This is a genomic window from Mesorhizobium sp. LMG17149, from assembly GCF_024518695.1.
In the GTDB taxonomy this organism is placed as follows: domain Bacteria; phylum Pseudomonadota; class Alphaproteobacteria; order Rhizobiales; family Rhizobiaceae; genus Mesorhizobium.
Genome location: NZ_JANIFL010000013.1, coordinates 206,663 through 220,416, shown reverse-complemented (window position 1 = coordinate 220,416; position 13,754 = coordinate 206,663). Strand labels below are relative to the sequence as shown.

Genomic DNA, 13,754 nt, shown 5'->3' with positions numbered 1-13,754 from the left:
CCATGGGAAGCAGAATCCGACAGACCATGGATGACGATCTCGAGGAAAGCCACGAGATCAACGTCACCCCGTTCATCGATGTCATCCTGGTGCTCTTGATCATCTTCATGGTCGCGGCGCCGCTGGCCACGGTGGATGTCAATGTCGACCTGCCTGGTTCGACGGCAACGCCCGCGCCGAGGCCCGAGACACCGCTGTTCCTGACGCTGAAGGACGATCTGACGCTGGCGATCGGCAATGACGGCGTGCCGCGCCCGGCTTTCGCCACGACGCTGGACGCCAAGACCAAGGGCGACAAGCAGACGCGCATCTTCCTGCGCGCCGACAAGGCGGTCGCCTATGGCGACCTGATGGAGGCGATGAATCTATTGCGCGGTGCCGGCTATCTGAAGATCGCGCTGGTCGGCCTGGAGACGGCTCCCGCGTCCAATGCCCCGGCGCCCGCAGCCACTGGTGCGGCGGCGCCATGACGCAAGCGGTCGCCGTGCCCTCGGTCCAGCTGTCGCGCTTCGGTTGGCGCGACCTTGGCTTGTGGGCCGGTGCTGCCGCGCTGGTCCTTGGAGCCCATGTCGCGGTCGCCTACGCAGTGCAGAACCTCACAATGGTCACCGAAGTGGATGGCGGTCCACCCCCCGCGCAGATGATCGAGATGGCACCGATGGTGGTGATGCCGGCCGTGGAAGAGCAGGTCGCCGCGCTGGACGCGGTGACGCCAGATCAGACCGAACCGACACCGACGACCGAGCCGACACCTGAAGAACCGGTCGAAAAGGCGGAGCCGGTTGTCGAGCCGCCGGAAGCGGTCGCGCCAGACGAGACCGAAGCCACCCGGACCGAACCTACCCAGGCCGAAATGGCTGAACAGGTCGATCAGCCGCCGCCGGATGAGGTCATTCCGGATGTGGTCGAGGCTGTCACGCCCGACGTCGTCATTCCCTTGCCGCAGCCGAAACCGGTCGAAATTATCAAAGACAAGAAACCGGTCGCGGCCAAGGCGAAAAAGCCTGTCGAGAAGGCCAAGCCGCGGCCTAAGAAGGAGAAGGCGGCTCCGCCGAAGACGGCAACCGTGGCCAGCGCCGACGCACGGCCCGCGGCCAGGACCGCCGCGCCGAAGGCGGCGGAATCGACGTCTCGCTCCGGCGGCTCCAGCAAATGGGACTCCCGTCTGGGCGCCTGGATCAAGCGGCACACACGCTATCCCAGCTCTGCCAAGGCCCGACGCGTGGAGGGCAGGCCATATGTCGCATTCACGGTCGACTCGTCCGGCCGGGTCCTGTCTGCCAGGCTCTCTCGTTCCTCGGGGGATGCGGATCTGGACCGTGCGGCGCTCGCTGTGCTGCAAGGCGCCACGGTGCCGAAACCGCCACCGGAACTCGGCTCGCGTCTGAGCCGTACAGCGCCGTTCGTGTTCAGCCTGCGCAACTAGAGCAGTTCACCGTTTCACGGAAACGGCTAACTGCTCTAATTCTTTGGTTTGACGCAATTCCAAGGGAAAACGCTCTGCGTTTTCCCGGGAAAACCGTTTCACACTTTTCCTGGAATTGCTCTAGGTCCGAATTTGTTCGGGCCGGCCTGTCAATAGGCCAGTGACAGACTCAGGGCCTCGATCTGTTCGAGATAGAAACGGCATTTCGTGCGCAAGGGCCCGAGGCCTGGGTCATCGGCGCCGTTGATCTCGATGGTCTGCATCATAAAGTCGAAATGGGCGTGGAAAGCGTCCACTGTACCCCAGAGACTGTCGGCTTGGCAGCTGTCGGCAATCGCCATCGAGACGAGTTGGCGGGCCTCGACCCGCGCGGAGTCAGGCGATGGCGGCCGCCTGGCGATCAAGACGTCGAGCCGGCTGAAAACGCCTTCCCTGGCATCGACGCTTCTGATGTTGGCTATCATGTTCATGTGCAGGTCCCCCTTGGCATTCCAGACGCGCAATAGGTTCCGGTCTGAAATTGAAAAACTGGTGATCAGAGCATTTTCAGCGGCGCCAATGAACGCGTCGCGTTTTGGCGGGCGACATGCATCAAGCTTGAGCGACCGGATGCCGGTCCTGCGGGCAGGATGCAATCAGGGCCGGGATTGCGGTTGCATCGGAGGGGTGGCCCCTGATGATGTTGGCGACCTCGGCGTCGGCCTGCTCGAACCAGTAGACCATGTCGGCGCGGCGCAGGTCCGTCGCGGCCTTCTTCAGCAACGGCAGCAGGCTTTGCAACGCGCACAGCGTCTCCCAGCGGTTTGGCCGGGAGGTCGAGCCGGCCACCGCGCATGCGGCTGACGATTGCATGTCGCTACGCTCTCCGTGGCTGGGCGGCCCGAGTGTCCTTTGCCTGCGCCTTGGGGTGCAGCGGGTTGCCGCTGAGCTGCGCATGCCTGGCCGGCCGTGCGCCGCGAAGAACGTCGAAGGCCTCTGCATAGGCCATGCCCAGCAGATAGGAGATCATCGGAAAACGGCTTGCTTCGGCCATCTGCACGAGCTCATTGGTCATCGACGAAATATATTGAAGGCTATCGATTTCCGACTGGCGTAAGGATTGATTTGGCACGTGCTGCTCCTGTCTCTGGTTATACCCTAGGGAACGCGTTACTGGCTGTGATGCACATAGTTGGTCGGCTAATTGATGGACTGGCCCGCCGTGGACGGATCTCTTTCCGGCGTCGAGAGGGTCAAGGCATAGATCGGTGCGTCGGTGAAACTGTCGAGACCAAGCAGCCGCTTGATGGCGGAATGGCTGAGCGCGGCTGTCGGACATGCCGACAGGCCATGATTGGTCGCTGCCAGCATGATGTTCTGGCCGATATGGCCGGCCTCGATCAGCACGACACGATAGGCGTTGGCGTCCTCATATTTCCACATCGTGCGATCTAGCTTGGCGCAAAGCAGGACAAGGCACGGCATGGCGTCGGCCCACTCCTGTCCGCCGACCAGTTCGGAGATTTTCGGCAGATGGTTTGCGGAAATCCTGCCAAGGTCGTGATCCGCGGCGGAATAGTGATAGACACCGGGTTCGAGGCCATCGACGCCGAGCGCGACCACATAGGCCTCATAGGGATTTCGCGCGCCGCCTGAAGGGGTCATGCCGAGCGGCAGGGTGCCAACGCAATTGGCGGTCTCGCCGATGATGCCGAGCCCTGCGAACAGGCAATCGGAAAGCTGTTTGGCCGTGATGGTGGGCTGAGCCGCCGTGCGGTTGGTGCGGCGCCGCGCCATCAAGCTGAGAAGTTCATTGTCTTCCAGTGCATTCGGCAGCTGGATGGCGCCTGCGGAATTCTTGAGCATGAGGTTCGGCTGCGGCGTATGGCCGGCGCGTTCTATCTGCCGCTCTTCCGCTTGCTCGATGGTCATGTATTCGCTGTCCTGGACGCAGAAATGCATCAGCGCCGTCGGAAGCCCCCAACTCCATTGTCCTGAAAACTGTTCCTCCTGCTCGGCGAGAGGCGATCCGGCTGTGACCAGCGCGGAGAAATCGAGCAACTGGGGAACGACAGCCTTCAACTCGGACTTCGACCATCCATGGGCGCGGGCAATGTCCGCCGTCGATGCCCATTTGTCCCACGAAGCGAGAAGGCCGACCATCTCAGGACTGCATTCAAACACGCTTCTGGTCAGGAAGTTGCATGCCGTGACCTTGTTCGGTCCGGGGTAGAAAACAAGCGTTTTCGAAGAGCGCATTTTCATGAAGCTGGTTGCCATCTGCGGAGCCGAGGCGCCGACAAGCAAGACGCTCGTCGGCGCAGAACGGCTTCAGCGCTTGTTGTAGTGCATGCCCTGCGAAAAGAAGACGGTCTGCGTGCCGGCGGCAATCGTCAGCTTCGGAGCATTGGTCACTTTCTTGGCCATTTTCATCCCTTTCCTGACCCCAATTTGGGATCCGTTGAAAGACCCCCGGAACGGGATCCGCGTGAAGAAAGGTAAGGTCGGAAGAGTTAATGGTTTGTTAAAATTATAGTAAAACCACGAGCCTAAGACGGACCCGTGGATTATCTTTCCTGGCATTAAAGTGTAAAATATCGATTTTATTCAGATACAGAGTAGACAATCGTTGGCATACGCTTAATCGGCGTACGCTTATTCTTATTTGGCGTAAGACACGGCGATCCGAGGGGTTAGCCCAACCCGTCCCGGGTGAGGCTGACAACCAGTTGATCGACGCCCGGATCGTCGAGATTGATGACATGCGCCATGCTGATGGCATCCCTTTGGTGGATGTTGGCAATGTCGCGCCGCATGATGACGGACACGAATGCCGGGCCGGCCTCCGTCAGAAGCATGGCCTTGCCCATCAGCACCGGTTCGGAGATGGGAGCCCATTGCACGGAGATCAGCGACGGCTCCCCGGTCTGGCGGCGATTGATGCCGCTGAAATAGATCCAGTTCAGCCGCGAGATCGCCACGCCATAGTGATTGCCGCGCGCTCGTGCCCAGGTCGATCCCCGGCGCTCCGACCATCCGGTGACCCTTCGGAAGGTGACCAGTTCGGCTTCGCGCCTCACGAAGGTCACCGAGCGCATCAGGAGGTCGAGGCGGCCCGGGATCGAGAAATAGGTGAAATAGGTGCCGCCCGCGATCGAAGGACTGGGAGGGCGGATCATCTGGTTGAACAGGCTCTCGGAAACCGGCGGCAGGCCACGCATCGCCGGCTCGGGTGCGCCGGGATCCTGGTACAGTTCGGCTTCGTCGATCCGAAAGTAATCGCATATCAGCTTGGCGGTAGCTTTGTTGGGAACGGTCTGCCCTTGCAGATAGCGTTCGAACTGCGTGCGATTGATGCGCAGCTCACGGCATACCGCACTTACGGAGGCATGGTCCTTGCACAGCCGTCTAAGGTTTGCAGCGAGATTGTCGCGAATTGACACGTCTTTGCTTCCGCAGGCGGATTTTTCATTTCGACTCGAAATCGATATAGCGTCTCCGGTCGCCCCCGCCGAAACGCCCTGGTCACAACGCACAGAAAAAACTGATTTGGTAACCTCAATTTAGTGGGGTGGTTTCCAAAAAAAACGGAAACAATCAGCGAGCTCTTCCGCCATAAGTCCAATTGACAAAAGTTTTGCCGGATATTGCGAAATAGGCGATGTAGCGCGGCCTTTTAAGGTGCGCTGGCACAGCAAATGCCAACCGCGGGGGCAAGCCGGGACGAGCGTCGCGGACTGCATGTGGCGCAGAGATGGGCATCTGGCGCGCAGCGTGGAGAATTATTCCGCTGGTGGAGCTGAGGAGGATCGAACTCCTGACCTCGTCATTGCGAACGACGCGCTCTCCCAGCTGAGCTACAGCCCCGTCCAGCGGATGGGCGCATTTATCGGGCGCCGCGGTTTCCTGTCAAGGCGGAGGTTTGCCGAAATCCAGTGCCGTCAAGCGTCGATCTGGCGCCGGCGGAAAGCGGCCCTTGCCGGTTTTGTGTATTCGCGCCTTCGTTGGGGTGTCGGCGACATGCCCTACAGTCCGACCGGGCCGGTATTGGCGCCCCACAGAAAGGCGGCCCTTGCCGGTTTCGCGTGCAATGGCTACATGTCGGCAACAATTGGAGACCGGCATGCTCGCCCTCATTCAAACAATCGTCATGGCGCTTGACCTCTACTGGTGGATCATCATCGCCTCGGCGATCTTTTCCTGGCTCTACGCCTTCAACGTCGTCAATTCGAAGAACCAGTTCGTCGGTTCCATCGGCAACATGCTCTACCGGCTGACCGAGCCGGCGTTGCGGCCTATCCGCCGCTTCATGCCGGACCTTGGCGGCATCGACATCTCGCCGATCATCCTGCTTCTGATCCTGTTCTTCCTGCGGCAGTTTCTGCTCACCACGGTGGCGCCTCTGATCCTGTGAGCAGGATGACCTTATGAGCACGCCGTTTCGCCTTCGCGAAAACGGCGCCGAGCTGTTTGTCCGGCTGACGCCAAAGGCTGCGCTGGACAGGCTCGAAGGTTTCGAGACCACGGCGGACGGGCGAAGCCATCTGAAAGCGCGTGTCCGCGCCGTGCCGGAAAACGGCGCCGCCAATCATGCGCTCGAAAAGCTGCTGGCCAAGGCTCTGGGCGTGCCTGGGTCCGCTGTCTCGGTTGTCGCCGGCGGCACCGCGCGGCTGAAGACCGTGCGCATTGAAGGCGATCCGGCGAAATTGGCGAAAAGCATCGAGGCGCTCGGCCGCCAGTCCTGATGTCCTTGGCCGCAGGGGCTCAATCGCCCAATGGCAAACGCGGATCGTCGACTTTCAACGTGTTCACGCTCTGCTTGATGCGGCGCAGATTCTCCAAAACCCTTGGTCCGCGCGTCTCGGCGACCGAGGTGACGATCATGTCGACGATCGACAGCAGCGCATAGCGAGACGATGTCGGCTTGTAGATATTGCCATCCTCGAGCGACTGGAAATGGATGACCGTGTCGGCGACCTTGGCGAGTGCGGAGTCCGGCGGGGTGATGGCGATCGTGGTGGCGCCATATTGCTGGGCGACCTGCACCGCATCGATGACCGATCTGGCATAGCCGGAGACGGAGAAGGCGATCAGCGTGGTGTCGGGGGTGGCAACGGCGGCGTACATGCGTTGCAACTGTCCGTCGATCTGCGCCAGCACCGACACGCCAAGCCTGAACAGCCGGTTCTGCATTTCGGTCGCCATCATGGACGAAATGCCACCGGAGCCGATGCACAGCACATTACCGGAAACAGCGATGCGTGCGGCGACGGCGACCAGCGTCGTCATGTCGAGGTTTTCGCTGGCGCGCTGGATGGCCGATATCGCCGCTTCGGTGATGGCGGAAGCGATGCGCTGTTCGCGGGCATCGCGGCTCAACGGCTCCGGCGACAGATACTGGCCGCCGATGGCGATGGCTTGCGCCAGATAGAATTTGAAGTCGCGCAGGCCCTCGCAGCCGAGGTTGCGGCAGAACCGCGTCACCGTCGGCTCGCTGACACCGACGCGCAAGGCAATTTCCGAAATCGCCGCTTTGGAAACGAAATCGAGGTCTGCCAGCACGAAGCCGGCCAGCTTGCGATCCGACTTCGTTCCGTCCTGCGACATCAGCTGCAGCCGCGTGATGATGTCGGCCGGCGTCTTCATGCTGCTATTCTCATAGAGGCAGGCCCGTTGCCTTGTCGAACAGATGGATGTTGCCGGGGTCGACCGAGACCGGCAGCAGGTCTCCCGGCCTGACCGGCACCCTGTCGCGGAACACGGCGCGTACCGTATCAGCACCGATAGCGCCATAGACATGTGTTTCGGAGCCGGTGGGCTCGACGACATCCACTCTGATCGCCATCGCGTCGACAGCCTCGCCGACGATAAAATGCTCGGGCCGGATGCCAGCCTCCACCGCGCTGTGCGCCGGCACCTGTTTGCCGGCAAGCGCAAGCCGCCCGCCACCGGCCGATTCGAACCAGGTTTTCTCAAGCGCCGTCTTGAGCGAACCGGACACAAAGCTCATCGACGGCGAGCCGAGGAAGGAGGCGACGAACTTGTTGGCAGGCCTGTCGTAGAGTTCCAGCGGCGCCCCGACCTGCTGGATTCTGCCGCGGTCCATCACGACGATGCGGTCGGCCATCGTCATGGCCTCGATCTGGTCGTGGGTGACGTAGACGATCGTCGATTTCAGCCGCTGGTGCAGCGCCTTGATCTCGACGCGCATCTGCACGCGCAATTGCGCGTCGAGGTTGGACAGCGGCTCGTCGAACAGGAACACAGACGGCTCGCGCACGATGGCGCGGCCCATGGCGACGCGCTGGCGCTGGCCGCCCGACAGCTGGCGGGGATAGCGGTCGAGATAGGAGAAGAGATTGAGGACGCCGGACGCTTTCTTGACCTTCTCATCGATCACCGTGCGCGTCTCGCCGCGGATCTTCGGGCCAAAGCCGATATTGTCAGCTGCCTTCAGATGCGGAAACAGCGCATAGGACTGGAACACCATGGCGATGTTGCGCTGCTGCGGCGGCAGCGCATTGGCGCGCACGCCGCCGATCAACAGGTCGCCGGAGGTGATCGTCTCCAGGCCGGCCAGCATGCGCAGCAAGGTCGACTTGCCGCAGCCGGACGGGCCGACGAGGACGACGAACTCGCCGCTCTTGATATCGAGGCTGATGTTCTCGAGGATCTTGTGCTGGCCGAAGGATTTCGACAGATCGCGAAACTCGACATCGGTCATGCTCACGCTCCCAATATGTCGTCGATGAAGGGCAGGCAGCCGGCGGTCAGTCCCGCGTCCACGGGCATCACCACGCCTGTTATTCCCGATGCGCGATCGGACGCAAGGAAGGCGACAGCTTCCGCCACTTCCGCGGCGTTGACGATGCGGCCGAGCGGATAGAGCCGCTGCAATTTGCCGAGGATTTCGGGATCCTTGGCAAGGCGGTGGTCCCAGGCGGCGGTGCGGATCGATCCGGGGCAGACGACATTGGCGCGCAGGCCGCTGCGGCCGAGCTCGACGGCGATCGCCTTGGCATAGGCGTTGATGCCGGCCTTGGCGGCGGCATAGGCCGGATTGCCGAAATGCGCGATGGCGTTGACCGAGGAGATGAAGACGACGCTGCCCGAGCCGCGGCCAGCCATCGCCTTGACCAGCGGGTCGGCGAAATTCATCACGCCAGTCAGGTTGAGATCGAGTTCCTGCTCTATTCTGTCGGGATCGAGTGCCGAAATCGTCTCGGCGCGCGTCCAGCCGGCATTGTTGATGAGAATGTCGGGCACGCCATCCCGGTCTAGGATCGTGGCGACCGCCGTGGCTATCGATGGCTTGTCGAGAAGATCGAAGACATGGCGGGAGGCAAGGTGCGGACTGTTCAGCGCCTCGCTTGACTGATCGCAACCGACGACCTTGGCGCCTCTTTGCGCCATCAGCGCCACGATGGCCGTGCCGAGGCCGCCGCCGGCACCCGTCACCACGACGGTCTTGCCTTCGAACTCGGCCCTGCCTTCGAACTCGGATTGCGAAACCACCGTGCGTCATCCTCCGGGAGCTCTGACAGATCGCATAAGGCCTAGGCCTGTAAATGTAATTAAGCAACAGAATAATCCGCTTGCAAGCCTTCAAATCATCGATAATGTAGGAAAGTCACATAATCTTCTGCTCCGGCACGGAGAGGCGCGCAGGCGCAACACCAATGGGAGAGATCAAATGAGCCTTGCAAAATGGACTGTCGGCCTGATGGCCGGAATGAGCATGCTGGCAATTGCGGCGCAGGCGGATGCGGGCGAGGTGCGGGTCACCGTGGCCGAGTACAGCGCCAAGACTGCTCCCTATTTCGCCGACGTCAAGAAGGAATTCGAGGCGGCGAACCCCGGCATTACCGTCAAGTTCGAAGTGGTGCCGTGGGATGTGCTGCTGCAGAAGCTGACCACCGACATCACCGCCGGCACCAATGCCGATCTGTCGATCATCGGCACGCGCTGGCTGATCGACTTCGTCCAGCAGGATGTCGCCGAGCCGCTCGACGGCTACATCAAGCCCGACTTCAAGGATCGCTTCATCGACACCTTCCTGTCGCCCTCGATCATGGACGGCAAGACCTACGGCTTGCCGATCGCGGCCTCGGCGCGCGCCATGTACTACAACAAGGAGCTGTTCGAGAAAGCCGGCATCGCCAAGCCACCGGCAACCTGGACCGAGCTGCAGGAAGATGCGCGCAAGATCAAGGCGCTGGGGTCGGGCACGTTCGGCTTCGGCCTGCAGGGCAAGGAGATCGAGACCGACGTCTATTACTATTATGCGATGTGGTCGCAGGGCACCGAGATCCTCAACAAGGACGGCACTTCGGGCCTGAGCACGCCAGGTGCGCTTGAGGCCGCCAAGCTCTACAAGTCGATGATCGACGAAGGCCTGACCGAACCCGGCGTCACCTCCAACAACCGCGAAGACGTGCAGAACCTGTTCAAGCAGGGCAAGGTCGGCATGATGATCACCGCACCCTTCCTGTCCAACCAGATCAAGGACGAGGCGCCGAACCTGAAATACGGCGTTGCAGCCATCCCCGCCGGCCCGACCGGCGCGCGCGGCACCTATGGCGTGACCGATTCCATCATCATGTTCAAGAACTCCAAGAACAAGGACGAAGCCTGGAAGCTGCTCGATTTCCTGTTCACCACGGAACAGCGCGCCAAGTTCACGCAAGGCGAAGGCTTCCTGCCGGTGAACAAGGAAGAGGCCAGGATGGACTACTACGTCAACAATGCCGATCTGGCGGCGTTCACCGCGCTGCTGCCCGACGCCCGCTTCGCGCCGGTCATTCCGGGCTGGGAAGAAGTCGCCCAGATCACGTCGGACGCCATGCAGAAGATCTATCTCGGCGGCGACCCCGAGGCGGGCTTGAAGGACGCGGCCGCCAAGGCCAACACCGTGCTGAAGAAATAGAGGCCGTGCTGAAGAAATAGGGCGTATCTCCCTGCGCCCGTGGCGCGCCCCAGACTCAGGCGGGGCGCGCCACACCTAGGTTCCCGGCCCGGTGCGGCGGATCCGAAATTCGCATAAGCAGAACCTTCTGATCCAGCGCGCCGAGGTTGCAGGCCAGCAGATGCAAAATCGTTTCTTGCCCTATCTCCTGACCTTGCCCAGCCTGTTTCTGGCGGCGGTGGTCATCTTCTGGCCGGTCTGGGACCTGATCCAGATCTCGACGCATGAGGTCAGCCGCTTCGGCCAGCTTCGCGACTTCAACGACTTCGCCAATTTCGCGGCACTCGCTGCCGATCCCGATTTCACGGCCGCGCTCTGGCGCACCGGCCAATGGACGGTGATGGTGGTCGGCGGTGCGCTTCTCTTGTCGATCCCGGTGGCGATGATCCTCAACACCGATTTCTATGGCCGCGGCATCGCCCGCGTCATCATCATGCTGCCCTGGGCGGTGTCGCTGACCATGACCGCGGTGGTCTGGCGCTGGGCGCTGAGCGGCGAAAGCGGCATGCTCAATTCGGCGCTGATCGGCCTCGGGCTCATCGATCACAATATCCAATGGCTGGCGAGCGCCGAGACCGCTTTCCCGATGCAGGTGCTGATCGGTATCCTGGTGACGGTGCCGTTCACGACGACGATCTTTCTCGGCGGGCTGTCGTCGATTCCGGACGATCTCTACGAGGCGGCGGCGCTCGAAGGGGCGACGCCGCTGCAGCAGTTCCGCGAAATCACCTTTCCGCTCCTGAAACCGTTCATCAACATCGCCATCGTGCTCAACACCATCTACGTCTTCAATTCCTTCCCGATCATCTGGGTGATGACGCAGGGCGGCCCGGCCAACTCGACCGATATCCTGGTCACCCATCTCTACAAGCTGGCCTTCCGCATCGGCAAGCTGGGCGAAGCATCGGCGGTGTCGCTGGTGATGTTCGCCATATTGCTGGTCTTCACCATGATCTATGTGCGGCTGGCGATGCGGGAGCAACGCACATGACGAGCAAGCTGAAACGCTCCATCATCGCCTGGCTGCTGCTGGCGCCGCTGATCGTGGTGACGCTCTTTCCCTTCGCGGTGATGTTCCTGACCGCGGTCAAGCCGAGGCAGGAAGTGCTGTCGCCGACCTGGTGGCCGAGCGAATTCCGCTGGTCGAATTTTTCCGACATGTGGGTGGCGACCGGCTTTGGCCAGGCGCTGCTCAATTCGCTCTACGTGTCTGTGATCGCCACGGTCGGCGCCATCCTGATCTCGGTTCCGGCGGCCTATGCGATGTCGCGCTTCCGCTTTGCCGGCTACGGCGCCTTGCGCCAGTTCCTGCTGATTTCGCAGATGATCTCGCCGATCGTGCTGGTGCTTGGCCTGTTCCGGCTGATGGCGGCCTGGGGCCTGGTCGAGAGCACGACGGCGCTCGGCTTCATCTACATGGCCTTCAACGTCGCCTTCACGGTGTGGATGCTGCAGAGCTATTTCGACACCATTCCGCGCGATCTCGAGGAAGCCGCCTGGATGGAGGGCGCCGGCCGCTGGCTGACCTTGCGCAAGGTGTTCCTGCCGCTGTGCCTGCCGGCGATCGCGGTGACCGCGATCTTCACCTTCATCAATGCCTGGAACGAATTCGTCGTGGCGCTCACCATGCTGCGCAGCCAGGAAAGCTATACGCTGCCGATCCAGGTGTTTTCGCTGGTCGCCGGCCGCTACACCATCGAATGGCACCACGTCATGGCCGCGACGCTGCTGGCGACCTTGCCGGTGGCCATCCTGTTCATCTGGCTGCAGCGCTACCTCGTTCGCGGGCTGGCGCTCGGGGCGGTCAAATAACGCCTATTCACGGACGGAGCTTTCATGCGCATTTTCACCGCCTCGCTGGCGACGGAAACCAACACCTTCTCGCCGGTGCCGACCGATAGGGCCTCGTTCGAGATGGCCTTCTATGCCGGGCCCGGCAAACATCCGGACACGCCGACGCTGTGCTCCTCGCCGATGGTGGCGCTGCGCCGGCGGGCAGCGGCCGAAGGCCTCGATGTCATCGAGGGCACCGCCACCTGGGCGGAGCCGGGCGGCCTGGTGCAACGGCAGACCTATGAGGCGCTGCGCGACGAGATCCTTGGCCAGCTCAAGGCAGCGCTGCCGGTCGATGCCGTCATCCTCGGCCTGCATGGCGCCATGGTGGCGCAAGGCTATGACGACTGCGAAGGCGACCTGCTCGAACGGGTTCGCGCAATGGTCGGGCCGCAGGTGGTGATCGCCGTGGAACTCGATCCGCACAGCCATCTGACACCGAAGCGCGTGGCGGCCTCCGACATCCTCGCCTACTTCCTCGAATTTCCGCACACCGATTTTTACGAGCGCGGCGAACATGTCGTCGAGCTTGGCCTGGCAGCAGTGCGCGGCGAGATCAAGCCGGTCATCTCGAGTTTCGATTGCCGCATGATCCAGGTGCTGCCGACCAGCCGCGAGCCGATGCGGTCCTTCGTCGACCGGATCAAGGCGCTGCACGGCAAGGACGGCGTGCTGTCGGTCTCCGTCATCCATGGCTTCATGGCGGCCGACGTGGCCGAGATGGGCACGCGCATTCTGGTCGTCACCGACGATGACAAGGCCAAGGGCGACGCGCTGGCGGAACGACTGGGGCGGGAACTTTACGCGATGCGCGAAAAGACGGCGATGACGATGCTGAGCGCCGCCGACGGCATCGACCGGGCCCTGGCCGTGCGCACAGAGAATCCGGGCAGGCCGGTGGTCATTGCCGACATCTGGGACAATCCCGGCGGCGGTGTCCCCGGTGACGGCACCTTCGTGCTGCGTCAGATGCTGGGGCGTGGCCTGGACAGATTCGCCGTGGCGACGATATGGGATCCGATCGCGGTCACCTTCTGCCTGGCGGCGGGCGAGGGCGCGGTCATCGACCTGCGCTTCGGCGGCAAGGCCGGGCCGCAGGCCGGCGAGCCGATCGACGCGCGCGTGCGCGTGCTGAAGGCGGTTACGGAGGGTTGGCAAAGTTTCGGGCCAAGCCGCGTGACGCTTGGGCCGACCGCGCTGATCCGCCTCGAAGGCACCGAGGTCGACATTATTCTCAACACCAATCGCACGCAGACCTTCGAGCCGGATATCTTTTCCAACATCGGCGTCGATCCGCTGGCCAAGGACATGCTGCTGATCAAGTCGACCAATCATTTCTACGCCGGCTTCGAGCCGATCGCCGCCGAGATCATCTATGTCTCGGCGCCGAGTTCGTATCCCAGCAATCCGGCGGTGACGAATTATACCAAGCTGACGCGGCCGGTGTGGCCAAGGGTGACGGATCCTTGGAAGGATGCTGGCAATCTCCCCCCTTGAGGGGGAGATGTCGCTTAAGGCGACAGAGGGGGTCGCCTGACGTAATGCGCCAAC

Annotated in this window: 16 protein-coding genes and 1 tRNA gene; 8 read left to right on the top strand and 9 right to left on the bottom strand. The window is 62.1% G+C overall.

All coding sequences use genetic code 11. From position 1 onward, the window contains the following. Nucleotides 1–2 precede the first annotated feature (2 nt). Complete coding sequence (exbD, locus tag NP945_RS27430; RefSeq protein WP_256748073.1) at nt 3–470, top strand: TonB system transport protein ExbD; 468 nt, start codon at nt 3–5, stop codon at nt 468–470. Further along, a complete protein-coding gene (locus NP945_RS27425) occupies nt 467–1,426 on the top strand; it encodes a TonB family protein (protein ID WP_256748072.1) in 960 nt (319 codons plus the stop codon). The genes exbD and NP945_RS27425 overlap by 4 nt, the downstream gene beginning before the upstream one ends. A 149-nt stretch (nt 1,427–1,575) precedes the next feature. Here NP945_RS27425 and NP945_RS27420 read toward each other — a convergent pair whose 3' ends face one another. The 6 genes from NP945_RS27420 to NP945_RS27395 form a co-directional block, all read right to left on the bottom strand. Further along, the gene (locus NP945_RS27420; protein WP_256748071.1) at nt 1,576–1,896 is read right to left on the bottom strand and encodes a hypothetical protein; all 321 of its coding nucleotides are present in this window, start codon (nt 1,894–1,896) and stop codon (nt 1,576–1,578) included. 121 nt (nt 1,897–2,017) lie between these two features. Further along, nucleotides 2,018–2,278 (bottom strand): hypothetical protein, encoded by a 261-nt coding sequence (locus NP945_RS27415; RefSeq protein WP_127329798.1) that lies wholly within the window; start codon nt 2,276–2,278, stop codon nt 2,018–2,020. Nucleotides 2,279–2,282: 4 nt separating this feature from the next. Further along, the gene (locus NP945_RS27410; protein WP_127268063.1) at nt 2,283–2,537 is read right to left on the bottom strand and encodes a hypothetical protein; all 255 of its coding nucleotides are present in this window, start codon (nt 2,535–2,537) and stop codon (nt 2,283–2,285) included. A 68-nt stretch (nt 2,538–2,605) separates the two neighbouring features. Next, entirely contained in the window at nt 2,606–3,568 is a 963-nt protein-coding gene (locus tag NP945_RS27405) for a SagB/ThcOx family dehydrogenase (RefSeq protein WP_236382936.1), read from the bottom strand. Nucleotides 3,569–4,098: 530 nt separating this feature from the next. Beyond that, on the bottom strand, nt 4,099–4,848 hold the full coding sequence (locus tag NP945_RS27400) for a helix-turn-helix transcriptional regulator (protein ID WP_256748070.1): 750 nt from the start codon (nt 4,846–4,848) through the stop codon (nt 4,099–4,101). Between the two features lie 348 nt (nt 4,849–5,196). Beyond that, a tRNA-Ala gene (locus tag NP945_RS27395) sits at nt 5,197–5,272 on the bottom strand. 256 nt (nt 5,273–5,528) lie between these two features. Here NP945_RS27395 and NP945_RS27390 point away from each other — a divergent pair. After that, nucleotides 5,529–5,819 (top strand): YggT family protein, encoded by a 291-nt coding sequence (locus tag NP945_RS27390; RefSeq protein WP_023811703.1) that lies wholly within the window; start codon nt 5,529–5,531, stop codon nt 5,817–5,819. Between the two features lie 13 nt (nt 5,820–5,832). After that, nucleotides 5,833–6,150 carry a DUF167 family protein gene (locus NP945_RS27385; protein ID WP_127322139.1) on the top strand — a complete coding sequence of 106 codons (318 nt, stop codon included), beginning with the start codon at nt 5,833–5,835 and terminating at the stop codon, nt 6,148–6,150. A 19-nt stretch (nt 6,151–6,169) separates the two neighbouring features. Here NP945_RS27385 and NP945_RS27380 read toward each other — a convergent pair whose 3' ends face one another. The 3 genes from NP945_RS27380 to NP945_RS27370 are packed head-to-tail and all read right to left on the bottom strand — an operon-like array spanning nt 6,170 to nt 8,920. Next, entirely contained in the window at nt 6,170–7,051 is an 882-nt protein-coding gene (locus tag NP945_RS27380) for a MurR/RpiR family transcriptional regulator (RefSeq protein WP_127268067.1), read from the bottom strand. 10 nt (nt 7,052–7,061) lie between these two features. Next, a complete protein-coding gene (locus NP945_RS27375) occupies nt 7,062–8,129 on the bottom strand; it encodes an ABC transporter ATP-binding protein (RefSeq protein WP_256748069.1) in 1,068 nt (355 codons plus the stop codon). A gap of 2 nt (nt 8,130–8,131) precedes the next feature. Further along, nucleotides 8,132–8,920 (bottom strand): SDR family oxidoreductase, encoded by a 789-nt coding sequence (locus tag NP945_RS27370; protein WP_256748068.1) that lies wholly within the window; start codon nt 8,918–8,920, stop codon nt 8,132–8,134. A gap of 178 nt (nt 8,921–9,098) precedes the next feature. On the opposite strand from NP945_RS27370, the gene NP945_RS27365 reads away from it, so the two are divergent. The 4 genes from NP945_RS27365 to NP945_RS27350 all read left to right on the top strand — a co-directional run bounded on the left by NP945_RS27365 (nt 9,099) and on the right by NP945_RS27350 (nt 13,700). Continuing rightward, nucleotides 9,099–10,331 (top strand): sugar ABC transporter substrate-binding protein, encoded by a 1,233-nt coding sequence (locus NP945_RS27365; protein WP_256748067.1) that lies wholly within the window; start codon nt 9,099–9,101, stop codon nt 10,329–10,331. A gap of 160 nt (nt 10,332–10,491) precedes the next feature. Beyond that, on the top strand, nt 10,492–11,361 hold the full coding sequence (locus tag NP945_RS27360) for a carbohydrate ABC transporter permease (protein ID WP_023811708.1): 870 nt from the start codon (nt 10,492–10,494) through the stop codon (nt 11,359–11,361). After that, nucleotides 11,358–12,182: a carbohydrate ABC transporter permease gene (locus NP945_RS27355; RefSeq protein ID WP_013528984.1), complete on the top strand. Its 825-nt coding sequence runs from the start codon at nt 11,358–11,360 to the stop codon at nt 12,180–12,182. The genes NP945_RS27360 and NP945_RS27355 overlap by 4 nt, the downstream gene beginning before the upstream one ends. Before the next feature lie 24 nt (nt 12,183–12,206). Beyond that, on the top strand, nt 12,207–13,700 hold the full coding sequence (locus NP945_RS27350; RefSeq protein WP_256748066.1) for a M81 family metallopeptidase: 1,494 nt from the start codon (nt 12,207–12,209) through the stop codon (nt 13,698–13,700). The last annotated feature ends 54 nt before the right edge of the window (nt 13,701–13,754 follow it).

Bases quoted from the DNA above. Each gene is read 5' to 3' on its own strand.
- exbD (WP_256748073.1), top strand. From the start codon at position 3: ATGGGAAGCAGAATCCGACAGACCATGGATGACGATCTCGAGGAAAGC.
- NP945_RS27425 (WP_256748072.1), top strand. From the start codon at position 467: ATGACGCAAGCGGTCGCCGTGCCCTCGGTCCAGCTGTCGCGCTTCGGT.
- NP945_RS27420 (WP_256748071.1), bottom strand. From the start codon at position 1,896: ATGAACATGATAGCCAACATCAGAAGCGTCGATGCCAGGGAAGGCGTT.
- NP945_RS27415 (WP_127329798.1), bottom strand. From the start codon at position 2,278: ATGCAATCGTCAGCCGCATGCGCGGTGGCCGGCTCGACCTCCCGGCCA.
- NP945_RS27405 (WP_236382936.1), bottom strand. From the start codon at position 3,568: ATGGTCGGCCTTCTCGCTTCGTGGGACAAATGGGCATCGACGGCGGAC.
- NP945_RS27390 (WP_023811703.1), top strand. From the start codon at position 5,529: ATGCTCGCCCTCATTCAAACAATCGTCATGGCGCTTGACCTCTACTGG.
- NP945_RS27385 (WP_127322139.1), top strand. From the start codon at position 5,833: ATGAGCACGCCGTTTCGCCTTCGCGAAAACGGCGCCGAGCTGTTTGTC.
- NP945_RS27380 (WP_127268067.1), bottom strand. From the start codon at position 7,051: ATGAAGACGCCGGCCGACATCATCACGCGGCTGCAGCTGATGTCGCAG.
- NP945_RS27375 (WP_256748069.1), bottom strand. From the start codon at position 8,129: ATGACCGATGTCGAGTTTCGCGATCTGTCGAAATCCTTCGGCCAGCAC.
- NP945_RS27365 (WP_256748067.1), top strand. From the start codon at position 9,099: ATGAGCCTTGCAAAATGGACTGTCGGCCTGATGGCCGGAATGAGCATG.
- NP945_RS27360 (WP_023811708.1), top strand. From the start codon at position 10,492: ATGCAAAATCGTTTCTTGCCCTATCTCCTGACCTTGCCCAGCCTGTTT.
- NP945_RS27355 (WP_013528984.1), top strand. From the start codon at position 11,358: ATGACGAGCAAGCTGAAACGCTCCATCATCGCCTGGCTGCTGCTGGCG.
- NP945_RS27350 (WP_256748066.1), top strand. From the start codon at position 12,207: ATGCGCATTTTCACCGCCTCGCTGGCGACGGAAACCAACACCTTCTCG.